This window comes from Pedobacter polysacchareus, assembly GCF_019802255.1.
GTDB lineage: Bacteria > Bacteroidota > Bacteroidia > Sphingobacteriales > Sphingobacteriaceae > Pedobacter > Pedobacter polysacchareus.
This window is the reverse complement of record NZ_JAHYSS010000003.1, coordinates 726,267-751,717: the sequence shown is the minus strand read 5'-3', so window position 1 is coordinate 751,717 and position 25,451 is coordinate 726,267. Positions and strand designations below refer to the sequence as shown.

27 protein-coding genes and 1 pseudogene are annotated in these 25,451 nt (G+C 37.5%); 20 read left to right on the top strand and 8 right to left on the bottom strand.

All coding sequences use genetic code 11. The features are described 5' to 3' along the window. Positions 1–175 precede the first annotated feature (175 nt). The 3 genes from K7X70_RS10875 to K7X70_RS10865 all read left to right on the top strand — a co-directional run bounded on the left by K7X70_RS10875 (position 176) and on the right by K7X70_RS10865 (position 2,195). Positions 176–688 carry a helix-turn-helix domain-containing protein gene (locus K7X70_RS10875; RefSeq protein WP_222537086.1) on the top strand — a complete coding sequence of 171 codons (513 nt, stop codon included), beginning with the start codon at positions 176–178 and terminating at the stop codon, positions 686–688. A 2-nt stretch (positions 689–690) separates the two neighbouring features. Then, complete coding sequence (locus K7X70_RS10870; RefSeq protein WP_222537085.1) at positions 691–1,884, top strand: site-specific integrase; 1,194 nt, start codon at positions 691–693, stop codon at positions 1,882–1,884. 80 nt (positions 1,885–1,964) lie between these two features. Beyond that, positions 1,965–2,195, top strand: coding sequence for a hypothetical protein (locus K7X70_RS10865; protein ID WP_222537084.1), 231 nt, complete (start codon positions 1,965–1,967; stop codon positions 2,193–2,195). 33 nt (positions 2,196–2,228) lie between these two features. On the opposite strand, the gene K7X70_RS10860 is transcribed toward K7X70_RS10865, so the two are convergent. Continuing rightward, positions 2,229–2,576 (bottom strand): helix-turn-helix domain-containing protein, encoded by a 348-nt coding sequence (locus tag K7X70_RS10860; protein WP_222537083.1) that lies wholly within the window; start codon positions 2,574–2,576, stop codon positions 2,229–2,231. A gap of 244 nt (positions 2,577–2,820) precedes the next feature. On the opposite strand from K7X70_RS10860, the gene K7X70_RS10855 reads away from it, so the two are divergent. After that, on the top strand, positions 2,821–3,210 hold the full coding sequence (locus K7X70_RS10855; protein WP_222537082.1) for an amidohydrolase family protein: 390 nt from the start codon (positions 2,821–2,823) through the stop codon (positions 3,208–3,210). 190 nt (positions 3,211–3,400) lie between these two features. Here K7X70_RS10855 and K7X70_RS24595 read toward each other — a convergent pair. Beyond that, positions 3,401–3,788, bottom strand: a pseudogene (locus K7X70_RS24595) (transposase); the annotation flags it as partial. Positions 3,789–4,813: 1,025 nt separating this feature from the next. On the opposite strand from K7X70_RS24595, the gene K7X70_RS10845 reads away from it, so the two are divergent. The 3 genes from K7X70_RS10845 (at position 4,814) to K7X70_RS24550 (ending at position 6,786) form a co-directional block, all read left to right on the top strand. After that, positions 4,814–5,038, top strand: coding sequence for a hypothetical protein (locus tag K7X70_RS10845; RefSeq protein ID WP_222537080.1), 225 nt, complete (start codon positions 4,814–4,816; stop codon positions 5,036–5,038). A 603-nt stretch (positions 5,039–5,641) separates the two neighbouring features. After that, positions 5,642–5,800, top strand: a complete 159-nt coding sequence (locus K7X70_RS10840) for a histidine kinase dimerization/phospho-acceptor domain-containing protein (protein WP_222537079.1) — start codon at positions 5,642–5,644, stop codon at positions 5,798–5,800. Positions 5,801–6,069: 269 nt separating this feature from the next. Then, complete coding sequence (locus K7X70_RS24550) at positions 6,070–6,786, top strand: ATP-binding response regulator (protein WP_368388688.1); 717 nt, start codon at positions 6,070–6,072, stop codon at positions 6,784–6,786. An 11-nt stretch (positions 6,787–6,797) separates the two neighbouring features. Here the strand turns inward: K7X70_RS24550 and K7X70_RS10830 are convergent, their stop codons facing one another. Together K7X70_RS10830 and K7X70_RS10825 are read right to left on the bottom strand one after the other, a co-directional pair. Then, positions 6,798–8,246: a sensor histidine kinase gene (locus tag K7X70_RS10830; protein ID WP_222537077.1), complete on the bottom strand. Its 1,449-nt coding sequence runs from the start codon at positions 8,244–8,246 to the stop codon at positions 6,798–6,800. A 436-nt stretch (positions 8,247–8,682) separates the two neighbouring features. Then, entirely contained in the window at positions 8,683–8,874 is a 192-nt protein-coding gene (locus K7X70_RS10825; protein ID WP_222537076.1) for a cold-shock protein, read from the bottom strand. A 614-nt stretch (positions 8,875–9,488) separates the two neighbouring features. On the opposite strand from K7X70_RS10825, the gene K7X70_RS10820 reads away from it, so the two are divergent. The 8 genes from K7X70_RS10820 to mobC all read left to right on the top strand — a co-directional run bounded on the left by K7X70_RS10820 (position 9,489) and on the right by mobC (position 18,325). Then, complete coding sequence (locus K7X70_RS10820) at positions 9,489–10,856, top strand: PAS domain-containing protein (RefSeq protein ID WP_222537075.1); 1,368 nt, start codon at positions 9,489–9,491, stop codon at positions 10,854–10,856. Positions 10,857–11,326: 470 nt separating this feature from the next. Then, complete coding sequence (locus K7X70_RS10815) at positions 11,327–11,767, top strand: potassium channel family protein (RefSeq protein WP_222537074.1); 441 nt, start codon at positions 11,327–11,329, stop codon at positions 11,765–11,767. Continuing rightward, positions 11,767–12,081, top strand: coding sequence for a helix-turn-helix transcriptional regulator (locus K7X70_RS10810; protein ID WP_222537073.1), 315 nt, complete (start codon positions 11,767–11,769; stop codon positions 12,079–12,081). The genes K7X70_RS10815 and K7X70_RS10810 overlap by 1 nt, the downstream gene beginning before the upstream one ends. 243 nt (positions 12,082–12,324) lie before the next feature. After that, positions 12,325–13,662, top strand: coding sequence for a metal-dependent hydrolase family protein (locus K7X70_RS10805; protein WP_222537072.1), 1,338 nt, complete (start codon positions 12,325–12,327; stop codon positions 13,660–13,662). 469 nt (positions 13,663–14,131) lie between these two features. Continuing rightward, positions 14,132–14,494 (top strand): hypothetical protein, encoded by a 363-nt coding sequence (locus tag K7X70_RS10800; RefSeq protein ID WP_222537071.1) that lies wholly within the window; start codon positions 14,132–14,134, stop codon positions 14,492–14,494. A 207-nt stretch (positions 14,495–14,701) separates the two neighbouring features. Next, positions 14,702–15,280, top strand: coding sequence for a BfmA/BtgA family mobilization protein (locus K7X70_RS10795; RefSeq protein WP_222537070.1), 579 nt, complete (start codon positions 14,702–14,704; stop codon positions 15,278–15,280). An 11-nt stretch (positions 15,281–15,291) separates the two neighbouring features. Further along, a complete protein-coding gene (locus K7X70_RS10790; protein WP_222537069.1) occupies positions 15,292–16,236 on the top strand; it encodes a DUF5712 family protein in 945 nt (314 codons plus the stop codon). Positions 16,237–16,264: 28 nt separating this feature from the next. Further along, positions 16,265–18,325 carry a conjugal transfer protein MobC gene (mobC, locus tag K7X70_RS10785; RefSeq protein WP_222537068.1) on the top strand — a complete coding sequence of 687 codons (2,061 nt, stop codon included), beginning with the start codon at positions 16,265–16,267 and terminating at the stop codon, positions 18,323–18,325. A gap of 248 nt (positions 18,326–18,573) precedes the next feature. Here mobC and uraH read toward each other — a convergent pair whose 3' ends face one another. From uraH to K7X70_RS10770, 3 genes are all read right to left on the bottom strand, one after another. Beyond that, entirely contained in the window at positions 18,574–18,987 is a 414-nt protein-coding gene (uraH, locus tag K7X70_RS10780; RefSeq protein ID WP_222537067.1) for a hydroxyisourate hydrolase, read from the bottom strand. Positions 18,988–19,016: 29 nt separating this feature from the next. Further along, entirely contained in the window at positions 19,017–19,565 is a 549-nt protein-coding gene (locus K7X70_RS10775) for a heme-binding protein (RefSeq protein WP_222537066.1), read from the bottom strand. A gap of 63 nt (positions 19,566–19,628) precedes the next feature. Continuing rightward, positions 19,629–20,198 (bottom strand): Crp/Fnr family transcriptional regulator, encoded by a 570-nt coding sequence (locus tag K7X70_RS10770; protein WP_222537065.1) that lies wholly within the window; start codon positions 20,196–20,198, stop codon positions 19,629–19,631. Between the two features lie 331 nt (positions 20,199–20,529). Between K7X70_RS10770 and K7X70_RS10765 the strand changes: the two genes are divergently transcribed. From K7X70_RS10765 to K7X70_RS10745, 5 genes are read left to right on the top strand one after another with little or no spacing between them, the layout of a single operon-like run. Further along, positions 20,530–21,801, top strand: coding sequence for an aminotransferase class I/II-fold pyridoxal phosphate-dependent enzyme (locus K7X70_RS10765; RefSeq protein ID WP_222537064.1), 1,272 nt, complete (start codon positions 20,530–20,532; stop codon positions 21,799–21,801). Then, entirely contained in the window at positions 21,782–22,453 is a 672-nt protein-coding gene (locus K7X70_RS10760; protein ID WP_222537063.1) for a TetR/AcrR family transcriptional regulator, read from the top strand. Before K7X70_RS10765 ends, K7X70_RS10760 begins: the two co-directional genes overlap by 20 nt. 36 nt (positions 22,454–22,489) lie before the next feature. Then, positions 22,490–23,062, top strand: a complete 573-nt coding sequence (locus K7X70_RS10755; protein WP_222537062.1) for a GNAT family N-acetyltransferase — start codon at positions 22,490–22,492, stop codon at positions 23,060–23,062. A gap of 27 nt (positions 23,063–23,089) precedes the next feature. Beyond that, entirely contained in the window at positions 23,090–24,049 is a 960-nt protein-coding gene (locus tag K7X70_RS10750) for a helix-turn-helix transcriptional regulator (protein ID WP_222537061.1), read from the top strand. Continuing rightward, complete coding sequence (locus K7X70_RS10745; protein WP_222537060.1) at positions 24,046–24,639, top strand: cyclic nucleotide-binding domain-containing protein; 594 nt, start codon at positions 24,046–24,048, stop codon at positions 24,637–24,639. The genes K7X70_RS10750 and K7X70_RS10745 overlap by 4 nt, the downstream gene beginning before the upstream one ends. 397 nt (positions 24,640–25,036) lie before the next feature. Here the strand turns inward: K7X70_RS10745 and K7X70_RS10740 are convergent, their stop codons facing one another. Beyond that, on the bottom strand, positions 25,037–25,447 hold the full coding sequence (locus tag K7X70_RS10740) for a hypothetical protein (RefSeq protein WP_222537059.1): 411 nt from the start codon (positions 25,445–25,447) through the stop codon (positions 25,037–25,039). Between the last annotated feature and the right edge of the window lie 4 nt (positions 25,448–25,451).

Here is a 25,451-nt window from a genome sequence, read left to right as displayed (position 1 = left end):
ATGACACTTAATAACACTTATCGACGCTTAATGACACTTAAAAAGGCGAGATGACTACAGGTGTTTTTGGGTAGAATTTGATCAAAAAGTGACTGTGCATTTGACTAAATGCAATAAAAGGATGAGTTCGAATATTAAGGTAAAAAGGATTTGTGAATTCTGTGGAAATGCTTTCATGGCAAAGACAACGGTGACTAGATTTTGCAGTCATATATGTAACAGCAAATACGGAAAACGAAAGGCCAGAGAATTGAAAATCGAGGCTTCTGAAAAGCAAGTTGTGGAGACTATAGCCGCGACCACTGCGAGTACAGTAGTGGCCGAATTTTTAACGGTTAAGGAGGCTGCCAGATTATTGAATACTTCGGTCAGGAGTATTTACAATATCATTCAAAGTGGTAGAATAAAAGCCATTAGGTTTACACCTCGAAAAACACTGATTAAACGAGTTGATCTTGATCAGATGCTGGTGCTCCCAGAATTCCAGGTACCTGTACTGAAGGCGCGTAAAAAGAACCCACATCCAAAGTTCTGCTATTCCATGTCGGAGGCTCAAGAGGCACTTAATTTTTCTGAGAGAGCATTGTGGGATCTGCTGAAGCGGAATAACATCCCTAAATATCGAGATGGTAAGTACACTTACGTTTTAAAGTCTGATCTAAATAAATTTTCTAACCAAAACGATTAGTTATGGCTAAAGTGAAAATGAGAATGAGAACTATCGTGAATAACAGAAAAAGCATCGTGCTGGATTATTCACCACCGCTTAAAAACCCGGCTTCAGGTAAGTTCCATCGATTTGAAACCCTTAAATTGTATATTTATAATGATCCCGCTGATCAATGGGAGCGGCAACATAATAAGGAGACGATGATCTTGGCCCGTACCGTTTGTGCGCAGCGGCAACTGGATATACAAAACCGTAGGTTTGGCTTTCTTTCAGATGCCGTAAGAGATTCTAGTTTCATTGATTTTTTCAAACTAGAAACCCGCAAAAAGCAACAATCGCTTTCAGATGATTGGGCTATGGGTTTGAGATATTTTATCGCTTTTGCAGGCCATGATCTTAAGTTTCCTGAAGTCAATGACCATTTGTGTGAAGATTACAAAATCTACTTGCTTAGCGGTCCGAGTATTAGCAGAACAGGAAGACCGATCAAGAGAAATACAGCTGTTTGTTATTATGCGAAGTTGAGGCATGTTTTAAGAATTGCCTATAAAAAGGGTATTATATCACAGGATTTACATACGATTGTAAAAGCCATTCCAGCTAAAGAGACACACAGGGAGAGGCTTACATTAGAAGAGTTCCAGCATTTAGCAGAAACTCCTGCCGAGTCAGATTTGATGAGAAGGGCTGCGCTCTTCTCTGGGCTAACCGGGTTGAGATTTTCTGATGTAGCAACATTGAAGTGGTCAGAATTACGTGGAACTGCCGGGAAATATGAACTTCAGTTTTCACAGGAAAAAACTGAAGCTGCAGAGGTTATGCCAATCTCCGATCAGGCAGTCTTTTTTATGGGGAATCAAAATACGGAGAATATTCTTGTTTTTCAGGGATTAAGGTATTCCAGACTAAAGACTTTCTTTACACATTGGCTTGCAGCAGCAGGTATCAATAAGAATATAACATTTCATAGTTTCCGGCATACGTTTGCTACGCTGCAACTGGAACTCGGAACGGATATTTATACGGTTTCTAAAATGTTAGGACATAAGGCTTTTAAGAATACGGAGATCTATGCCAAAATTGTAGACAAGACCAAACGTAATGCTGCAGACAAGATTATGCTGAAAATGCCGGAAGAAACTGTCAAGGTGGAATTGGATGAAAACTTACCGCCGAAATCATTTAAGTTTATTGTACATCGGAATGAAAAGTAGTTTTCTAAAGCTCATAATTATTTTTAGGGTATAAAATAGCAAGTAGAATAAAAGCACATTTCCGATGTTATATTTGCATTATGAGTTTACCGATGCGCACCAACTTTGATGAAAAGGATTATACCTACATTATTATTACCAAGGGGATAACCAAAGAAACCAGTGAAATCCAGATTAACTTGGATGGTATGGAGTATCAGCTAGTTTGCAATGTAAAGGGGGATTGGGATGTTGTTGATGCGACTATAAAGGATCATCCTGGGCTATTTAAAGCTATAGGAAGAAATATCAAACTTCGGTATCGGTTGTAAAAGCGAACAGAATCGTTGATCTTTTGAGATAGGTCAAATAAAGTTTTTATGCTTATTGAGCATTTTCATCTGCTCTTCAGCTTCTTTTCTGATTTCCATGGCTGTCTTTTTTCTTGAAGCTATGATCCATTTCTTTAACTCAGTTTTATTGAAGTATAACCTTTTGCCTGGTTTGCTTACCGGGATCTCGTGTCTGCTTACTTTTGTATATAAGGCGGGTACAGTGACCTTCAGAAATTCGGCAGCTTCATGAATCGTTAAAAGCTCATTTTCGTTGGGGGGCTGCGGCTGTAAATCCTGAAGTAATTCTTCAATGTGCTCTACTTTTTCAAATAGGATTCTGATCACTTCGGGAAGTTTTTCAAAACTAAATGGTTCCATAGGCAGATTTCTTCCTTTTCGTTTTTATTGTCAATTGAGTTGATTACAATGATTATCAATTTAAAAGATAAGAAGTCCCATATGGGATAAATAAGTTAGATTCTTGCTGTTGCATACAATTAAATTCTCGATTTGCGATTTACGGAATAGTTTTGAAGTATTAAAGTACAACATGGGAGTATGCGATCGCATGATGCATAATCCTTTGATGATTATCTCTTTAAGGAAAATAATTGGGTAAGCAATGGTATTTCTTTTTAGTTCTTCTGAGTTTCTTGATGCTTACAACCTTGCAAAGAAATATAAGGTGAATCTTGCTTGGGGGAGTGATCTTCTTTTTCAACCACAAAAAAATACTGAACAGAGTCAATTTGTAGTCAAAATGTCGCAGTGGTTTACGCCTTTCGAAATACTTAAAATGATTACATACGATAATGCCCAAATGTTGTTATTAAGTGGTGAGCGAAATCCCTACAAACAGGGTAAGCTGGGAGTTTTAGAAGAAGGGGCTTATGCAGATATGATTTTGGTCGACGGAAATCCTTTGAAAGACCTGAACCTGATCGGAGATCCGAAAAAGAATTTTGTGCTGATTATTAAAGATTGCTTGATCTATAAAGATTCAATTAAATAGAAACAATTGTTTTGTTATAATTATAGCCTGAAACAATATTTAAAAAGGCCGCTTTAAAAAAAAAAATAAAAATAATTCAAAAACTTCTATGGATGAACTTAAACCTTAAAAACGGATATTAATAATTCCCAGGTGTATGTAGAATAAACTTTCAAGGTGGTGATTCATTAGAATTACCGCCTTGGTCATTTTAATTCAAATGTAGCACCATCCGGTCAGGAAACCAAATTGCAAGTTTTTGTGCAGTAACACCCCAATTATTTAATGGCATTGTCCACTTCTGGCTGATGTTATTACGAGCCAGGTAAATTAGTTTTAGTAATGTCATATCAAAAGTAAATGCTCGCTTGGTTCTAGTCACCTTTCGAACCTGTTGGTAAAATCCTTCAATGGTCTTGGTGGTGTAAACAATCTGTGAATCGGAGCATCATATCGACATTAGCTGGTTAATTTTGGCCAATTATTCCTATAGGACTCGATTACCTTTTCATATTTCTTACCCCATTTAGCCTAGCCTCCAGATCATCCACTCTAAGTTCGGCCTGTTCAAGGGTGTCAGCTTTATTAACAGGCTTCAAGGCCCACCATAATGGTCGGGATTGCAATTCCTTTACTTCCGGAATAATCTTGTCTGTAATGTCCGATAACGTCGTTTGACTGATACCTATATCCATAGTTTTCTTAAGCCATTAACCTCGTTCAGTTTCCAAGAGCTCATCATAATTACACTCTATGAATTCAGAAACAGGATTGGCTGGAGTAATAGCTTGTTCATAAGCTATAGGTTATTGGCTCAAGCATTACTTTCCTGTAATGCTTGAATAAGCATCACTTCAGATGACTTTGTCTGATCTAATTAATGAAAAACTGATAAAAGCAGGGTTTGAAATCACTGATTTCGAGAGGTACAATATATAAGATGATCTGAAACACTGATTTCTATACGTTGGAAAGAATAACCTTGTTTACGTTAAAAAGTGTAGGTAATCATGAAGGCAGCTTTACTTCTGAGGTAAAGCTCTGCAGCTCAGGTTAGCTGGTGGATTAGTCTATATTAAAAATATTCATAGATATTTGCTATATTAAAGATAGTATAATGATTTCACTTTCACATGCCCACACTAAACACGAGAATTGTCGCCCAAATGTTGGCTAGAGAACTACATCCAAAGGGATGGCAGATAGGAGTTGGCGAACCGAATTGCATAATACTTTATCAACCTGTAGGTGTAAACCTTTCTACCCCTAAGCATTTCAAATACTTTTTGTTTAAGATAGTAACTGAATCGAAGATCAAGATAAATGAGAAAATGGAATTTCACTTCTATAAGGAAGGATCCTTATTGGGTGGAATTGTTTTAGATCCAGCAGAGATTCCAGGTAGGGATTACTCAATTAATTAAAGTTGATTCAAAAGTAGGTATCCAACTTAGGATTTCTAATTACTTATCCGAGCATGTAACCCTGCATTTTAAACGAATTATGTTTATTAATTTTATTATATTAGTAATAACTAAATTAACCTCCTCAAAACTTAGTTTGTTTTAGTTGGCAGATATAGAAGTCATTTTTAGAAGTGCAATACTATTTATAATCTAACGCTATGAATAATCAAAGATCACTACTAGAAGAATTGCAATATGATTGCTCATTAAAAGCTATGAATGTTAAAACAGCAACTGAAACCGCTGTACATGATGGGTTTAATAATAATTGGGTAATTAATAATTATATGTCCTGCTTAAAGGAAAGTGAACAAAGCATTAAAAGGTTGCAGGAACATTTAGAACAACGATCCACCGGTAAAGAAGACTCAGTCGAAAACTAATCTTGTTTCATTTAGTATTTATATTAATGGTGTAGGTATTATGATATTGTTTATTAAATTTAGGGGAGCGTTAAAGGGTGTACCGTAAGGTACGCTCTTTTTTTTTGAGAAAATGGTTGAGGCAGTTGCTTGATTCCATCATTGATTCATAAGGTTAACTATGGTTAAAAGCCGTTAAACCCATCTTACCTTATAAATGGTCGCGTTGGACTGCTCATAACTACCAATGTAATCAAATCCAATATCCACAATATGAACCTTTCCCTTACTTGAAGCAATTAAAACAAAACATGGATATTACCATATGGTGTCTGCTAACGAGAATCCAAATTTATAATATCTGTCATCATTAATACAACTTTTTTCTAGTTGTATTAATGATGACATGCCGCCCGCAGGGCTTTATACTCCATCGGAGTTTTACCATTAAGCGCCTCATGTGGTCTGGAGTAATTATAATCCTACATCCATTCTTCGGCTAATATTTGTACCTGCATCATATCCTCAAATCATCATTATTTTTTTCGTGCATTTAAGAAGACTAGCCGTAAGGAGCGGTTGTTGAATGCCAATCTTAAGAAATCGCTGCTTACGGCAGAAAAGATGGCAGCAGCGAAAACTAATTTCCTGACTACGATGTCTCATGAACTTCGCACCCCTTTAAATGTAGTGATTGGGATGACTAATATATTACTGGAAGACAATCCAAGTGATCGTCAAAGGAAAAATCTAAACATCTTAAGTTTTTCAGCAGAAACCTGATATAAACTGTTAATAATATACTGAGCTTTAATCTCTTGGATGCTGGAATGGAACAGCTGGAAAATACAAATTTTCGCCTGGACTTTTTATTAAGTAATGTGTATGGGACGCTAAAATTGCGGATTTTGAATAGTGATTTAGCCTTTTAGCTTGATATGGATGATCGGATTAAGGAGAAGTTAGTGATGGGGGATCAGATCAGGTTGACTCAAATATTATTTAATCTTGTGGGAAATGCCATAAAATTTATAAAATCAGGGTTTGTTTAAATTAAGGCTATTGATGTATCGGCCGATTCGGCTATACTTAGCATTAGATTTGAAATTGAGAATTCTGGGATCGGCATTGCTGAGACGCAGCAAGCTCGTGTTTTTGAACCTTATTTTCGCGCTGAACATCAAATCTTTAAGCAGTTCCAGGGTACTGATTTTGGCCTAAGCATTGCCCGAAGACTTGTGGAGCTTCATGCAGGGATGTTGAGCTTTAAATCTGAACAGGGGTTGGGAACGCTCTTTAGTTTTGAACTCTCCTTTGCTGAGCTTGTTAATAAAGGGCATCAGGTTATGTCGGATGAAGTCAGTATCGAAATTGGGCATTTGCGAATTTTGATTGCTGAGGATAATCCTGTTAACGCGATGGTGTTGCAAAAAACGCTGGCCAGATGGGGGCTGGTTGCTGATGTTGCAACAAAAGGCAAGCTTGCCCTTGACGCTGTAATAGCGAATTGTTATGATTTAATATTTATGGACACTAATATGCCTGTGATTAGTGGCTTTGATGTCAGTAGGAGGATTCGTGAATTGAGCGATCCACAAAAAAGCCAAGTCTGTATCATTGCACTTATTGCTTCAATCTGGATATCCTTAGAGGAACATCCTGAGCTGCGTTATTTGGATGATTTTTTGGTGAAGCCATTTTCTGTTGAGCAGCTGAAAGAAAAGCTAGAGCAAATTGTAAGAATGGGGCAGAGTAATTTCCAGGCTTAACAGTAACATATTTAAATCACATCTAGGTCAAAATAGAATATGGAGCCATTTTCTCCATCACTGATGATGCTTATTTGACTCTTGTGTGCTTTTATGATCTCCTGCGAGAGATATAAGCCCATGCCAAAACCATCTATGTTTCTGGCTTTTGTATGATTTGATCTTGAAAAACGCTTGAAAAGTTCTTGTTGATTTTTAAGAGAAATACCTATGCCGTAATCCTGAACTGATAGTCTTACAGTTTTTTTGCTTTCATCTACCTGTAGATTAAGGTTTATGATGTCCGCATCAGGGGAGTATTTTATGGCATTAGTTATTAAATTGGTGATCGCCTGAGCGATGCGAGCGCGATCTGCCATTACTCTGACGTCGCTGATTTCCTGAAGGATGATCTGATGATTGGCGTTTTCAGTTATTTCAGCAGCGATCTCCAGGACCAGTTCTAACAATACAAATGGTGCTTTATTTAGACTAATATTTCCAGCGTTAAAAGCGGAAACATCCAGCAGCAGTGAGGTAAGCTTATTGAGCTGGTCAGATTGATGAAGAATGCGTTTGAGAATTTTGCTGACCCGATCATTGCTTTTTCCTTTAAGTTCCAGACCTAGTAATTGTGTATAGGAGCGGATCACTGAGATGGGGGTTTTGAGTTCGTGGCTGGCGATGTTCATGAAATCTTCTTTCGCCTGTTCGAGTTTGCGTGCAAATGTGACGTCTTCAAATGTGAGTAGAAATTGGCCGATTGATTTGAAAGTTTGAAAAACCTTACGGCTGGAAACCAGTAGTATATGCTCTTCATCAGTCTCTTTTTGAGGATAAACTAGTTCTAGGTTTTCGAAACTGTCATAACTCTGCATTTGCTGTTGCAGCGCCTGGGGATCGAGCGATCTGGATAACACCTCAAATAGGTTTAGATTTTCGACCTCGGATTTGTCTAAATTAAAAAGCTTAAAAAAGGATTTACTGGCCGAATTGATACTCAAATCTGAATTTAATATGAGAATAGGTTCTTTAGAGGTTTCAACAATACTTTGTGCATATTTTCTGGCTTCTAAGACCTCTTCTTCTGCCTGCTTGCGGTTACTGAGGTTTCTGAGGATTTTGGTAAAACCAATATGCTTTTGGTCATTGTCATATAAAGGAAAAACTAGTCCGCTGGCCCAAAACAAACTTCCATCTTTTCTTTGATGATAACGCTCGTCCTGACCTCTACCTTTTTCCATTGCCTCTGTGAATTCATGCTCTGGAATTTCATTCTTGCGATCCTCATCGGTGAAGATGATCCTGGCAGACTGGCCGCATATTTCCTGTTCGGAATAGCCGAGCACATTTTCGGCTCCTTTATTCCAACTAGTCACAATTCCTTGTTTATCAGTAGTAAATACACCATAATCTTCCAGACTTTCTAAAATGTTTTTATGAAAATCAAGGCTGAAATGCGGATAGTTTATTGTGCTCATAGTTGTTTTTATAAATGAAGGCAGAAAATGGTCATACGATGTCCATTTTTCGCAAAAATACCGTTTTTATTTGATTCTTTCGCAGTAGCGGATTATGAGTCTTTGGCGATTTGGAATGCTAAAATTTCATTGGGTCTTCTGGATGGGTTAAAATGATTCCTCAAAGTTGAAAGAGATAATTTTTGAGCCCGTTCGCATTCTATTGTCAATATTGGTATTAGATGCTTTATTGAATTTCAGGCGGAGTTGGTTCCAGCGGTAACATGGTTGATTTCAGCAAGTATTTTTCCTGAATTTTGCGCATTAACCTCACAGGGCAACAGCACGATGGTAATCCCAGTTATTACCCCGAGATCTAAGTGTCTCATATATAATTAAACAAAAAAACACCCACCTGTAAAGGTGGGTGTTCTACTTATCTATGAAGAAAAGCTAATTAGCTAATTTTAACATTAATAGCATTCAAGCCTTTTCTACCTTGCTCGATGTCATAGCTTACTGAATCGTTTTCACGAATTTCTTCCATTAAGCTTGAAGAATGAACAAAGATTTCACCATCACCATTTGTTGGTACGATAAATGAAAAACCTTTTATCTCATTGAAAAATTTTACTATTCCTTGTTGCATTATATTGTATTTAAATTATACGCATATATAATAAAATCTATTGGAATGTCAAATAGAATTCTTTAAATCGAATATTTTTTAAAATAAAATTCGACAAATTTTTAAAATATAAAATTATTTTTTGCACAGGTGCTGTTTGGCTGTTCATTATTAACTGCCAGGAGGCGGGTTAGGGGCCTATTTAGAACAGGTCCTTGAAGACAGGTTTTGGCTCGGATAAAGTCTTTGATTGGCTACAAAAATTGTCTTAGCATCAATGGTACCAACGATTTATTATTTTAAGCCAATTTACCGCTTTTTAGCAACAAAGGTTCTTAACAATATAAAAATGTTGATGTTATTTGATTAAAACAAGAATGTGTGGGCCGATTTCTGAATTAAATTGCGCCTGTTAAAACAGAACAAAGATGTTCTATTCTAGATTTATTTTTAGGATAGGTTTAGCTTGATCCTGGATATTTAAGTGAATTTTCTGGTGAGGGTGATTAGTTATTGCTTTTTTTTATATGTTAGCAGAAAAGCGACTCTTTGAGGTTTATGGTAACATATTGAATATCCTGAATTTTTTTGCCCTTTACAATTAATGAACAATCACATCTATAAATCGAAGTAAAATGCAGGGTAAAATTGATCATATCAGTCTTGACAATCTATTCGATAAGTCGCCCTTACCAATGTGGGTCTTTGACATTAAAACTTTTTTCTTTCTAGAGGTTAATCTGGCGGCTATAAATAAGTATGGCTATAGTAAAAAGGAATTTTTGAATATGAAAATTACCGATATCAGTTCTATGGAGGATTTGGTTCTGGTAAATGATATAGTTCGGGAGGACGATCACAGTGAAGAATTTTATAAAACAGTTTTCCGGCATCTTAAGAAAAACGGCGAGCTTATTTTTGTTGAAATTGAAAGTAGTTTAATTGATTTCAATGGGTTAAAGTCAAGGCTGGTGCTGGCTCAAGACATTACCAGTAGAATCATTGCAGAGCAGCAATTGGCTTTAAGTGAACAGAGATTTAAGGCCCTGGTTCAAGAAGGTTCCGATTTGATTGCTATTGTTGATTTGGATTTGAACTATAAATATGTAAGCCCAACCTCCTTGGGAATACTGGGAATTGAGTCGACGGCTTTTATAGGTAGAAAAGTTTTGGATTTCATTCACCCTGATGATGTTGATCAAGTCGTTAAAGAAGCTGAAAAATTAAAAACAACTCAGCAGCTGCTGTTTTCTCCATTCCGTTTTAAGAATATCACAGGAGAATGGAGGTGGATCGAAACCCGTGCAAGGAATCTGATTGAAGATGTTTCTATTTTAGGGATTGTTTGTAATTCCAGAGACATTACCGAGAGGGTGGAGCATGAAAACCTAGTTTTTGAGAGTGTGGAACGCTATAAGATCGTGGCAAGGGCTACTAGAGATGCCATCTGGGATTTTAATTTTAAAACCATGAAAATCAGCTGGAATCTCGGACTCAGTGAAGTCTTGAAATACGAGACGGCTAGTTTAATGACAGACGCTTCTTGGTGGGAAAACAACATTCATCCTTATGACCGTCCAAGGGTAATGGAAAAAATCGAAATGCAAATTCAACAAGGGATTGAATTTTGGAGGGATGAATACCGGTTTTTGTGTGGCGATGGTGTTTACCGTGATATCATGGACCGTGGGTACATTGGATTTGACAAGAATCAAAATGCTTATAGAATGATTGGAGCAATGCAAGACATTACCGAGAATAAAAAGCAAATGAGAGCTATTGAAGAGCAGAACAATAAACTAAAGGAAATCGCCTGGTTACAGTCCCATGCGGTACGTGCTCCTTTAACAAAAATAATGGCGTTGGTAAATCTACTGCAATACAATTGTCTAGATCAGGAGAGTGAGGAGCTAATAAAACACCTCGCCAAATCCTCAGTCGAACTAGATGAGGTGATCACCTCTATAACCAATAAAATAACCAAGAGCTCATCAAGTGTCTAGATTGCAACTTAATTAAAAGCGTTCAACAACTACTTGTTTTTAGCAATACTGAGTAGCTACTTGGATTTAGGCGGATTCGATTTTTGACCTTCGTGTATGTTATATTGCTAAATTATTTGAAATTAAGTTGCAGCAAATGTTTAATTTACATTCTTTCAGCTCTAAATTCGTATATGCTCAACAAGCTGTTAACGCCGGCTCTTATTTAAATTCATATGAATCATACTGCCGTTGAAACGAATTATTAATAGTGTAAAGGATTATTGGCATTCAGACACCAGTTTTATCACATTATTTGTAATGCTCTTTTTTTATGCCCATTTTGTTAGAGGGAGAAGCAGTAGATATTTTGGTTTTAAATATGTTATTCCTCGCACTGTACTTTATAGTTTATTGGGATTTTTTCAAGCGAAGATAGGTGGAACATATATTTATCGTCATTTCTGTTCTTGGCGCATTTGATTTTGCTAATGATTAGATTTGACGATACGCCTAAGGAATACTATTTGGTGGAGCATTTAGTTGGGCTTGTGAATATGAGTTTGTTCATTTTTACTAATGTTAGGCTGTTGTTTCAAAATGCAGAGTGTAATATCTTCAGAGTGATAGGAGCAGTAAATGTTTATCTATTATTTGCCTTAATGGGCTCGTTTGCTTTTGAGATTTTGGAAATTCAAACCGGTAAATCAATTGCCGGAAATATAAATTTACATAATAACGATACTGATTATGCTGTTTATGTTTATTACAGCCTGGTATCGTTAACTACAGTTGGTTATGGCGATATTTATCCTGATGGAATGGCCTCACGTATGCTTTCAGTTTTGCTTTCTGCATTAGAGATATTATATCCTGCCGTGGTTATTGCCAGGTTGATTACCAATAATATGGTAAGTAACAAAAAGGTTTAGTGGCGATCGATGTAGCTAAAAATAAGATGTTTGAGGCTAATAATATTGTAGCTGATGTTGCCTACGAGCTAGGATTTAAGTACCCACAGCATTTTTATCAGACTGCTGAAAAATGGGTTCGCAGCACACCGCACGAGTGCAGCAGTCTCAACAAAGCTGGCGAGTATGGATTCGAACCTGGTGCTAAGATTAACGTTTTTACATCATCTGTTGGCTTTTGTAATTCAACTCCCCGAATAACGTGCGTTTTTCTTAAGAATATTATAGTTGCAATTGCTAAATCTAAATATATGTTTTTTTATTGGGGCGCATAATTATCATATTTAATTGACCCGTTAATAAGTTAAAAAAGTTAACTTTAATAAATAGAATTTTTAAAGCTTAATAAAGAATGGTGGTAGTCGAGAACGAAATGTCTTTCTCAATTCCCAACTTGACACACTAATGAAAAAGGATGCTCAAAAAGTCGGAGTTTGACTTGTTGAAATAATGATCTACATTTTATGTAGCCATTCTGCAAAAATAGGTTTATTTCTAATTCAGCTAATTCATAAGTTATGAAATACGTATTCACTATTACTTTACTAACAATGGCTAGTATTGCATTAGGACAGCCTAGAGCTATACTTATCAATAATGTAGAAATTTTTAACGGTAAAGATGAAAAAACCATCATCGGAAATGTATTGATCGAAGCTAATCTGATAAAAACCGTTTCTACCAGCCCTATTGTTATAGCTCAAAACGGCAATACTCAAATTATTGATGGTCAAGGTAAATTTTTGATGCCAGGATTAATCGATGCACATGCTCACTTAACAATGGAATCTATCCCATTACAGCTTGCAATGATATCAGATATAGGATATGTTAACCTTGTTGCGGCAGATGCAGCCACGAAACAACTATTTCGTGGATTCACTACAGCCCGTGATATGGGAGGAGCCTCATTTAGCCTCATGAAAGCGATAGATCAGGGAATAGTTAATGGACCTCGTATTTATCCAAGCGGTGCTACCATCTCCCAAACCGGTGGACATGGTGACTTTGGAATGCCTACAGATGTGCCAAAGCAGACAGGCGCACCGTTAAACTATATGGAAAAATCCGGTATGACGATCATCGCTGATGGTGCCGATCAGGTTTTAATGCGGGCAAGGGAACAATTGCGTTTGGGGGCCACCCAAATCAAAGTTATGGCCGGCGGTGGTGTGGCCTCTAGCTATGATCCTCTGGACGTGTCCCAGTTTACAGAGGCAGAAATTAAGGCAGCAGTGGATGCAGCCGATAATTGGGGAACCTATGTCGCTGTGCATGCATATACACCAAAAGCTATTGTGGCGGCGGTACATGCCGGTGTAAAGTGTATAGAACACGCGCAATTGATGGATGATGCGACAGCGAAACTCCTTGCACAAAAGGGGGTATGGTTATCTTTGCAGCCGTTTTTGGATGATGCTGATGCCAATCCCCAGCCTGAAGGATCAGAGAACAGAAAAAAGCAGTTGGAAATGACCAAAGGAACAGACAATGCATACGAGCTCGCAAAAAAATATAATATAAAAACTGCCTGGGGCACCGATTGCCTTTTTGATGCAAAACTGGCTACAAGGCAAGGTGCACAGCTTGCCAAACTTGTACGTTGGTACAAACCCTACGAAATCTTAAGAATGGCTACATCCACCAATGCGGAGTTGCTTGCTTTATGTGGTAAGCGTAACCCATATTCTGAAGGAAAACTCGGTGTCATTGAACAAGGCGCTTATGCTGACTTGCTACTAGTGGATGGAAACCCTTTAAAAAATATCAAATTAATTGAAAATCCTGAAAAGAACTTCATTTTCATTATGAAAAATGGCATTATTTATAAGAATATGGTTTCGAATAAGCATTAAAAGCTCTGTTATCCATGAGTTGCTATTTAAAAATAAGAAGGAATATTACAACCTTCTTCGTGACTAACTAGAATTTCATTCTTTAAATTAATATTATAAGCTTTATGTATGAGAATAGGTGTTTTGTTAACTTTGGTTTTGGGATTTATGGGCAGTTTTTGTATTGCACAGAAGAAAAGCAAAGTTCTTAACACAGTACATTGGAAAGTTCAATCTCCTAATTCTGAAAAGGTCTCTTATTAAAAAAATGCGACAGTTGATGTAAAGTTTCCATAGTATCTGCTTTTTTATGCAATAGTAACTATTAATTTGAAAACAGAATTCCATAATAGATTAAAGGATCATCAAAAGCTTAAAATGAAGTAGTTCTTAATCACGCCCATGTGACCAAATAAGGGTAATTATTTTTCCCATATGGGAAACAAGGAGTTTCAAAAACTCAAACTTTGGGTATACAAATACTTAAACGATGAATAGAGAAACTACTGTGATGGGGTTCTTTCCGGCTATAGAAGCAGGTTACGAACCAAAAAATTATTCCTTCTACAAAGAAGATGTACCTACAGGAAATTACCTGGCTAAGCTCGACTTTTTGTTATGGTCTAAGACTTTAATGGCCATCAATTGTTTTTTTACCATTAAAGATTCCGGCAAAAAAATCAGCCTCTCAGTTTACAAGAAGGCGGGAGAGCTTGACTTGTATTTGGCTGGCGAAACGGAAATTCGTTTTGTTTCCTTTGGCACTATGATGCATTTAACTGTGGAATCCAATCAAAATGGCAAACCTGTTTTAAAGGATGCAGTTGTTGAGGGGAACCTGTTCGGTGATTGAGCCGAATGTTCAGACTGCCCACCTGAATTTATTGCAGCCAATTTGGTGCTAATCAATTGCCTTTTCTCTTCAAAGAAAAGGAGCAAGCGGAAGTTAGGCAGCGCCTTACTTTTCCCCCTTGGCGCTTTCGCTAAGGGGGGTTGGAATATACTCCGGGTATATTTCTCCTTCTTTATGCACGCTAAAACCTTTAAAAGAATATGTACGATGGATATATCCAAAAGCAAAAGCGTTAAAAGAAACAGGCCTGCTGAGAAATCTATACGCTTCCCGATATCAGTGCACAGCGAACTGTTGAAGCTTTCTGAGAAGTTCGGGCGAAGCCAGAGCCGGCTGTTTGTGCAAATGGTGGAGTACTTTTACCGTAGTGGAAAAGATCCGCTAGACATAGGGGATGAACAGCTTAAAAAAGCATTGTCCAGAAATCATGATGCTTATGTCAGTTTTATCAAATCCCAGGAAAAGGTATTACTGATACCCATGCGTGTGGAGATGGAACGGATGATCAAAAATCAGGAACAAATTGTAAGCTTTTTTAATGATCAGGTATTAAAGGCAAACCAATTATTACTTGAGAACCAGGATGTTCATTTGAGGCGAATTAATGAGTCTATAGCTATGATTAAAGTGCTATACGAGGTTAAAGAAATCAAAAGGATACTTCAGCAAAAATTTCTGATCATACTGGATACTTATATCAAAAACAGGGAAAATTTGGGAAGCTTCAAAACCAAAGAAAAAAACGAGCTGGCTGAACTGGCAAGAAAACAAATCGAAACGCTGTAAAAATCAGTCTTATGTTTATCAACATTACTGATAGTGATAAGGGAAATAATAAAGGTAGCTGTGGGGAGTTGGTGCATTACCTGGATAAGGAAAATAGAATGTCAAAAGACCTAAAGCCTGAACTGTGGTTTAATGGTACAAGCGATGCCATTCCATCCTATTTGGTTAAACACAATCTGGATCAGAACATTGCAAAGCTATGTAAGGATGATGCTAAGTTTTTTCTACTCAACATCAGTCCTTCACAGAAAGAGATCAGTTACCTCAAATCGCTTTATGGAGAAAAAGGAGTGGAGAATGCTTTAAAGGAATATGCGGCTGGGGTAATGAATGAATATGCCTGTAATTTTAAAAGGCCCGGCGTTAATGGTGAAAAAGACCTATTGTGGTATGCAAAGTTGGAACACTACCGCTATTACAGCTACAATGATCCTCAGGTTAAAGATGGTACCGTAAAAAAAGGAAGCCCCAAGCCTGGAGAGCAGTTGCATGTTCAGGTCATCGTGAGCCGCAAGGATATCACCAATCGCATTAGACTAAGTCCGATGAATACCTCAAAAGGTAAAAATGCTGCCCATTCCCAAAAGCTTGGTCAGTTTGATCGGTCTGCTTTTAAAGCATGCGGAGAACGTTTGTTTGATCAGCAGTTTGGATTTGATCGAGGCCTGGAGGATACCTTTAATTACGCTAACACCTTGAAGAATGGTAATCTACAGGAGCGGCTGGAAATTCAGCAGCAAGGGGAAAGAATATTGGAACAGGCAAATACCCAGGATAAATCCAGGAAACCAACTACTGAATTAAAATTGGAGTTGTCAAGTTATCTAAAGGCCATCCCAACAACAAATTTTCTGGAAATCGCTTTAGCAAAAAGTAATGATTGTCCGGCTCCGAGCAACAGGAGGAAGAAGCGTCGCAAAAAAGGCAAAGGCCAGCAGCAAGGACTCAGTTTGTAAAAATTCCACCAATAAACATATTGTGCTTATGAATACAGGAGAGGATCTAACTGCCCTTAGGAAAATTGTAGACTTTACCCGCTACATCAGCATTTTTATACTTTCTGTACATTTTTACCTGAGCTGTTATGTCGCTTTTGAAAGCTGGGGCTGGACTATGATAATTACCAACAGAATCATTGAAAATATTGCTAAAACGGAGTTCTTTGACGGATTTTTAGTTGCGAAGGTGTCAGCTCTGCTTTGTCTTTTTATTTCACTTTTAGGTATAAAAGGCAGAAAGGAAGAGGGCATCCAGGTAAACAAAATTACAGTCTATTTGATTTTAGGTCTACTCTTGTATTTCTCTAGTGTAGTATGCTTTTATTTGAATGCAGCGGCTGAAATTGTGGCTGTTTGCTATATAGGCCTGACACTTACTGGTTATTTGCTACTGCTTTCCGGAGGAACCTTGTTATCCAGGCTGATAAAAGACAGCCTGAACAAGGATGTATTTAATACAGAAAATGAAACTTTCCCGCAACAGGAGCAGCTCATAGAGAATGAATATTCTATTAATCTGCCGGCAAAGTACCAGTTAAAAGACCGGATCAGAGATAGCTGGATCAATATCATTAATCCGTTTAGAGGGATATTGATTGCAGGGAGTCCTGGAGCAGGAAAGAGTTATTTTGTGATTCGCCACATCATAGATCAGCATCTAGCTAAGGGCTTTAGTATGTTCGTTTACGATTTCAAATACGATGACCTTTCCATGATTGCCTATAACAAGCTGCTGAAATATTATCACCTTTATAAGGTTAAGCCCAAATTTTACATCATTAATTTTGATGATCTGAGTCGTACCCACCGCTGTAATCCTTTGGATCCGGTGAGTATGGAGGACATCACAGATGCAACAGAAGCCTCGCGGACCATTATGATGGGACTGAACCGGGACTGGATCAAAAAACAGGGAGATTTCTTTGTGGAATCTCCCATCAATTTTTTAACTTCAATCATTTGGTATTTGCGATGTTATGAAAACGGCAGGTATTGTACACTGCCTCATGTGATAGAGCTGATGCAGGTACATTACGATCAGCTCTTTGCAATTTTAGTGACCTGTGAAGAGATTCAGGTACTGATTGACCCATTTATCTCGGCTTATCAGAATAATGCCAAGGCTCAGCTGGAAGGGCAAATTGCCAGCGCTAAGATAGGTCTTGCCAGATTAGCCTCACCTCAGTTATATTATGTGCTCAGTGGTAATGATTTTACCCTGGATTTGAACAATACTCTGGAACCAAAGATTGTTTGTATGGGGAATAATCCCCAAAAGCAGCAGACTTATGGAGCAGTTCTTTCTCTATACATTTCTAAGATGATCAAACTAGTTAACCGCAAACGCCAATTGAAATCTAGTCTGGTCTTCGATGAATTTCCCTCGATTTTCCTAAATGGTACCGATTCCTTATTGGCAACTTGCAGATCAAATTTGATAAGCGTGTCTTTAGCGGTTCAGAGCCTGGAACAGATTCGTAAAGATTATGGCTCAGAACAGGCTTCGGTGATCACTGGTATTGTTGGAAATATTATTTCTGGTCAGGTCAATGGGGATTCTGCTAAAAAGTTCAGTGAAAATTTTGGTAGGATCATGCAAGACCGTGAAAGTAGGAGTATTAGCAGTAGTGATATTTCTATATCTAAGTCTTTACAATTGGAGTCTGCGATACCGGCCTCTAAAATTACCACTCTTTCTTCTGGCGAGTTTGTAGGGATACTTTCAGATAATCCTAATCAGAAAATGAAGCTCAAGATGTTCCATTGTGAAATTCAAAATGACCACAAGGCCATTAAACAGGAGGAGGCTGCTTATCAGCCGATCCCGGTAGTAGAAAATGTAACTCCATATGATGTAGAACAGGTGTACCAGAAAATTAGAACGCAGATAAGGGATTTAGTGGCTACTGAACTTCAGAAGTTAACTGATCAGCCGAGTGTTGTAGATAAAGAGCCTAAGGAAAAACAAGAAGTTAAGACTATAGTTAACAGCGCAAATCGGCAAAATAAACCAAAGAAACCCTTAGATCAGATCAACCCAATTTGAGCTTTAAATCGTGCCGCAGTAAATTCCGGCAGGTTGTTTTCATCTGTTAACCTCCATGAGCTATGGATTTAAATATATGGGTCAAAATGTATAAAAACTTATTTGTAATAGCTGTAAAAATATATGACAAAAAGCGTATTTAAAGGGTATTCTGGCCTGAATAAGTTAAATTCTTCAGGCCAGAATGATAAATTCAGGTTTAAACACAATACACACTCGAATGTTATTTTTATACAAAAACAGTATTACTAATTACCCCTATAAGTGGAGTAACCATAAGGTGATAAGGTGATGGGTACATGGTAATGTTTCTCGTCCCTGATTTCAAAAACAACTTCGATGAAGGGATAAAAGGAGGCAGTGTTTTTTTGCTTAAAGTAATCAGCAATTAGAAATGTAAGCTTAAAAATTCCTTTTTGAGATGTATTGGTTTCCAGAAAATCTTTGATTCTTCCATTTTCATCGGTGTTTTTCTGATCTATTGACAACCATTTTTTAGTTTTCTCATCCAGCTTTTCAAGTTTAACTGGGACCCCTTGTGCAGGAAGTCCTGTGGAAACATCAAGGATATGACTTGATAACTGATAGCTTGGTTGCTGTGCGTAGGCGAAACTAGAGAACAAACCCAGTATCAGTCCTAGAATTATTTTTTTTATATACATAATCTTAAATTTATTGGTGATTGGATGTTTTATCTGGCGATTAGATTAAGGCTTAATATCTGTGCTGCTCTTGCAATTAGGTCATCGTTCTCAGGACTTCCTCCGCCTGCTACACCGACTGCTCCAATTAATTTGTCGTTGTAATAAAGGGGAACTCCTCCTCCGAGTAGCAAAAGTTCCGGGAGCTGTGCTAAATTTTCGGTCGAAGAGTTCATTTTTGCGTTTTTAGCTAGCAGAAGTGTAGCCGTTTTAGTAGAAACAGCGGTAAATGCTTTTCGTCTGGCTGCTTCGGTATTGTGAGGACCTACACCATCTCCGCGATTTATTACAATGATTTGTCCAGCCAGGTCTACAACTGCAATGGAAACTACTCTGTTAAGTTCATACGCTTTTTTCTGGACTAAACCGCTCAGTTCAGTCGCAGCCAGTAAGGTCAGTTGGTCTATTTTGCTGACATAAGAAGTATGTAAGTCTGGCCTTAAATTCTGGAAAGGATCCTTTGGCAGACCAGTTTTTTCTTTTAATTGTCCATAGCAGAATATGGGTATAAATAGGAACAGTTTTAGATATTTTTTCATAGTACCTTTTTTCTCAAAGTTACATTTGGGACTTGCCTAGAACGTTGAAATAGGTCAACGTTTTTAAATCTTTCGTTTAACGCGGCTTAAGGTGGAGGGAGACATACCAAGGTAGGAGGCTGCCATTTTATTGGATACCCTGGAAAGAATTTTAGGATAGTAGTTGTTGATCCACTTCACTTTTTCTATAGCATCAAAACCCTGGAAGCCATAGATTCTCTTTTGCGCGGTAATAAATCCCAGCTCTAAGATATTTCTGTATACCTTAGCAAATTCAGGGATGGTATCCACTAAGTGATAAAAATCTGCTCTTTTTATGGTCAACAATTCAGATTTTTCAGTGGTTTGTAAGTACTCTTGTGCAGGCTGCTGATCGATTAGACTGGGTAAAGCCGTTCCAAATCCACCCTCAAAAGCAAAGAAACGAGTAGTTTCCTTGCCTTCTTTATTGGTCGTGAAAACTCTAATACACCCTTTGTTCACAAAATAGTGGTTCCTACATACTTCATGGTAGCTAAGTAGTATCTGGTTCCGTTTTGTGTTTATCAGCTTAAACTTGCTAAATATAAGTTCAAGACTTATTTGATCTATTTCGCTTTCTTTTCTAAGGTACTGCTCTAATAGTTTAAACATATCGGTAGTAAGTCAATTAAAGAACCCAGTTGAAAATTATTTACGAGCTGAATATACAGGTTATATAAATAAACCCATTCTGGATTTTTAACTGACCAATAAAATGATTGGTGTTACACAATTCAAAAAATTGAACTGTCCTTTTAAATCAAATCAGCTTATTTTAAAATGTTCGTAAATTATAGGTTCATCTGTTTCTTTTGTATGTGCTTGTTGTTTAGTGTGTTGAGAAAAATAGCTCTTGATAATTAAATTTATACTACTTACATTAGTGTGTCTATTTTTGTAAAATCAGACACATGATGTTTGTTAACCCTAACCTGATAAGATCATGGACTATTCTAAACTAAGTTTTAAGGACTTTGAAAACATTCCCGGCCTTAATATGATGGAAAGAGCAATTTCCTTTAATAGGTATCTAAATTATCTGGATGATAAAGGCCATCTTAATTACCGCCTTGAAAATTTATCAGGATGCGGTCCCGAACTTAGTTTGAATTTAAAAGGTAAGGCTAATGACAAAAGGTTTGTGAACTTTGTGTCTAATGATTACTTAGGTTTCACCCAGCATCATAAAGTTAAACATGCAGCTATGCAGGCTATCGAGCAATATGGAACAGGGGCGGGAGCATCTCCAGCGATTGGTGGGCATTTTTGTTTTCATCAGCAGTTAGAGGACAAAATAGCCTCCTTTTTTAAGCGTAAATCTGCAATGCTTTATACTACCGGATATACTGCAAATAGCGCAACGATTCAGGCTTTATTAAAAAAAGAGGACATTGCGATATTGGATATGGCTGTACATGCGAGCGTGTATGAAGGCTGCCTGAATACCAATGTTAAGACTTTTCTTCATAATAACCTGGAGCAGTTGGAGGATGTCTTAAAAAGAGTGAAAGACCAGTACCGAACAAAATTGGTAGTCATAGATGGGGTATACTCTCAGGATGGTGATCTGGCGCCGCTCAAAGAGATGGTAGTATTGGTGCGGAAATACGATGCCTTCATTTTAGTGGATGACGCGCATGGGATAGGAGTGCTTGGAAATACCGGTCGTGGCTTGATTGAAGCCTGCGGACTTTTTGGCGAGATTGATATCATTACCGGGACTTTCAGCAAAGCCTTTGCTGGCCTAGGTGGTTATGTGGTCGGGGATCCAGAACTGATTCGTTTCCTGAAATTTCAGTCCCGTCAACACCTTTTTTCCGCGACAATGCCACCAGCTACAGCCATGACGGTAATTGCTGCGATGGATGTTTTAGAAAATGAGTCTCAGTGGATGTCAAAACTTTGGAGCAATATACACCATTTTAAAAAGGGTTTACTGGATTTGGGCTTTGATATTGGAGATACTGCCTCAGCAATAATTCCTGTTAAGCTTGGTGATCCTGCGGTAACGGCTGAAGCAGTCAAAATGCTACTGAAGACGGGGGTGTATACCAACTGTATCATCTATCCTGCGGTATCCAAAAAGGATGCCCGAATTAGAATGGCATTAATGGCTACCCATACCACCCACCAACTGGACAAGGCTTTAAATGCATTTGAATTTATGGACAAAAAACTTAAAATTTCCCGGATATATGACAAAGATACCAGATGAAAAAAAAGAAGTAAAAAATGTTAAGGATAGGGTTGTAACTGAACGTAAATTGATTGCCGCTATTGGTGTGATTTTAAAGGAAGATGGATACCGCGGTTTGGGATTGAACCGGATCGCTAAAACTGCGGGAGTAAATAAAAACCTGATCTACCGGTATTTTGGAGATGTAGATACCTTGGTGGAAACTTATATTAGAGAGAAAGACTTTTGGCTGGCTGATAATAAAGAGTTTCCTGAGGTCTTTCATCCTCAGGCTAACAAGGAACAGATTGTTGCCAGTATTGCTGAGCTGCTGAAGAATCAGCTCAACTTTTTTTATAACAGTGAAGAGATGCAGCACATTATTCTGTCTGAAATATCTGAGGACAGCAACATTTTAAAGCGGCTCAGTAGTTTAAGAGAAAGCATGGCTGAGCCATTTTTCTCGTATACGGATAAGTATTTTGAAAAATCTGAACTGAATTTCCGGGCATTATCCGCTATCATGACTTCAGGTATTTATTATATGGTACTTCAATCCAAAAAAAATGAAGCTATTAATTGCGGGATTAACATCAGAACTGAACAAGGAAGGGAAATGATTTCCAAAACGATCCGGCAAATGTTAGAATGGTCTTTTAATGATCAAAAAGGTCGATCAGACATAGGTTGATCTCAACTGCTTGAAATATAATTTAAATGAAAGGATATGGTAAAAACGCTGAATAATGATAAGAAACACGTCGTGGACATCTTAGCTAAGGCATTTGAGCATAACCTGAGTGTGAATTATATGCTAAAGCAAGATCATTTACGTTCCCAGCGGCTTATTGAGCTGATGGATTACGCTTTTAGGGTATGTACTGCTTATGGGAAAGTTTTTGTTTCAGCAGATGGTCGCGCCTGTGCCTTGGTCATGCTTCCGGATAAAAAAATGTGTTCGTTGAGTATGTTATTTTGGGATCTGAAACTCATATTTAGGGTAATTGGTGTTAGCCAGCTGTTTAAAATAATGAAAAGGGAATCCTTAGTTAACCACTCCAAGCCCATTGTAAAGATGTATTACCTCTGGTTTATTGGTGTTCATCCCCGGGCTCAGAACCTGGGTCTTGGTACTGAATTACTAGAGGTTTTAATTGCTGATGCCAGGGCGATGAACAGGCCTATTTTTTTGGAAACTTCAGTTTTGAAAAATGTGCCTTGGTATGAAAAATTTGGATTTAAGATTTATCATGAAATCAACCTTGGTTATAAATTATACTTCATGAAAATGGAAACTTAAACAATATCATTTTACAAATGATCTGCTATGGTAGTTTTTGGCTCCGAGATGCATGTGATCACTTATGTTTTTGTGATCTTCGAACTAATGATGCTGGCTGTTCAGCTGTATCGTTATTTGTCCTGCCCTGAGGATAAGTCTTTACTATGGTATTTGATCTTATTAGGACTGCTGATTTTTTACAATGTGAGTTCTGGTCTTTTTCCTGATCCTGAATTTTCTCTTTCCATGGTTACTCAGAATATTATCGCCTATGGTGCTGGATTTTTAATGGCTGCTTATTTCCCCTTTTATTTCTATAAAAGTTTCGATTTGAAGTTGCTGCGCTTTCAGGCTTTTTATGGGGTGCATCTATTTTTATTACTGCCTTACTGCTTGTTTTTTGTGCTGATTTATGGCAAGAGTGGTGATCTCAACTTTGCCCTTCGTTATGGATTAATTATTCCTTTTGGTTATTCTATTTACATGATGTGGGCAATCTTTGTAGCGATCAAGGCTAAGTTTAAAGCTAGGCAAGCTTCCATTTATTGTTCTGATAGTGTCGAGCTGATTGGGGTGTATTTCGCGGTATTGCCTTGGGCTTGTTTGAGTTTATTCGCTTATTTTAACATCAGTCAATGGATAGAGGTGCTGGTCACTAATTTGGGTTTTTTGTTACTGACCATATTGTTTATAGCACAGTCGGTTTTAAAAGCAAGGGTAGAAGAGGAACAGAAAATGACTGGCTATGTGAACAAGCAGCACAAATTTTTGAAGCGCTGCGATAATTTTGGACTCACCCCACGTGAAAAAAAAATTGCCGAGCTGCTTTGTAGTGGACTCATGTACAAAGAGATTGCTGTTCAGGAATTTATTTCTGAAAAGACTGTTGATACGCACATCAGGCATATTTTTTTTAAAACCGGGGTGAACAAAAAGATTGAACTCATGCAAAAATTAGGTTTTGCCGATGAGTCCATGTTATCCCATAACCCTTTGTACTCATGAATCCTGTAACTGATGAATCTTTCGATCACTTGATCCGAATCTTGGAGCAGTACCATACTCTGAACTATAGTTTTCGGACGATGTTGAGAAGTAAGTTGCAGGAAACTACCTACAAAAAGGGAAGTAGGATATTAAATTTCCATGAGAAGCAAAAGATCGCTTGGTTTATGCTGGAAGGTCTAGCCAGGGAGATCAGGGTAAATGGGGAGACTTTTGAAGAAAAAACTATGTGGTTTTGGTCTGAAACGAGTTTTTTATATACTACTCCAGGTTTTTTTAGCCAGCAACCATCGGAGTGTACCATCGAAATATTAAAAGATTCTAGGATGTTGTTGATAAGTTATCAGGATTGGACTGATTTGAAGGAAGGCTTTAAAGAAACGGAGTTTATTACTGAAAAGATCAGGGGAACTTATGATAAGCTCAGACAGGAACATATCGATGATATCAAAAACTTAAATACGGTGGATCGTTATCTGAAACATAAACCGGTTTTACTTCAGTTATTGGCGGCTACTAAGTTAAAATATGTTGCAGAGTATATGAGTATGTCTGCCGATAGGCTTGGCAAGCTCAGAAAGAATTATTAATTATGATTTCTTAAAGTAGGAATTGGAATAATGTCTTTGTTTTATGAATTGCTCTTAAAATTAACATACTTCTTTTGCATTCGGACCATGCAAAATGAAGCGACTAATGTTGAAATTTTAACATACTTACTTTATTTTTCCATATTCCTTTTCTATTTGTTTATCTCCCCATTCCTTTAGATGATTCTAAAAGTGGGATTAATTCCTGTCTAACAGATGTTAACAATATGCAACCTTGGGAGGTACCTACTGGTATATTTTTCTGTTTACTAACTTGTCGTCTTCTAATTCTGTTAGCGTTTTCTTTAATGAACAGTAAGGTTTTAAGAATTGATTCCATTATTATTGGGATCTATCTGGAATAATAACCAGATAAGTATATCTAGATATTCAAAAATTATCCCAAAAGGGCTAATTCTACTCCTGTTAATGCAAAATATAGATTCTGTAGTTGGTGAATATAGTTTATTTGATTTCTATAAATAGGGATATCGACTTGTTCCTTAGTGGTCCATATATGAAATGTACTGCTAAAAAGCCTGATTTCTAATTCTCCATTTTCAGGTAATAGAATAAGTGAATCTTTAAAGCCAAACTTATCAAGCCAGATTTTTGTCAATGGGATGGGGTAAAGCTGGATTGGCATAACTTGGAATGGCCTAATTTCAGAGTGAATCCGGTGGTTTTGACTTAAATAGGTGATATGCTTTGTATCTATACCAATAACGATCACAGGAAGATGATGCCCATTTTCAACCTCTGTTTGGGAATAAACCAGATTTCCAATTCTTAGCTCATTTGCTTTCATATCC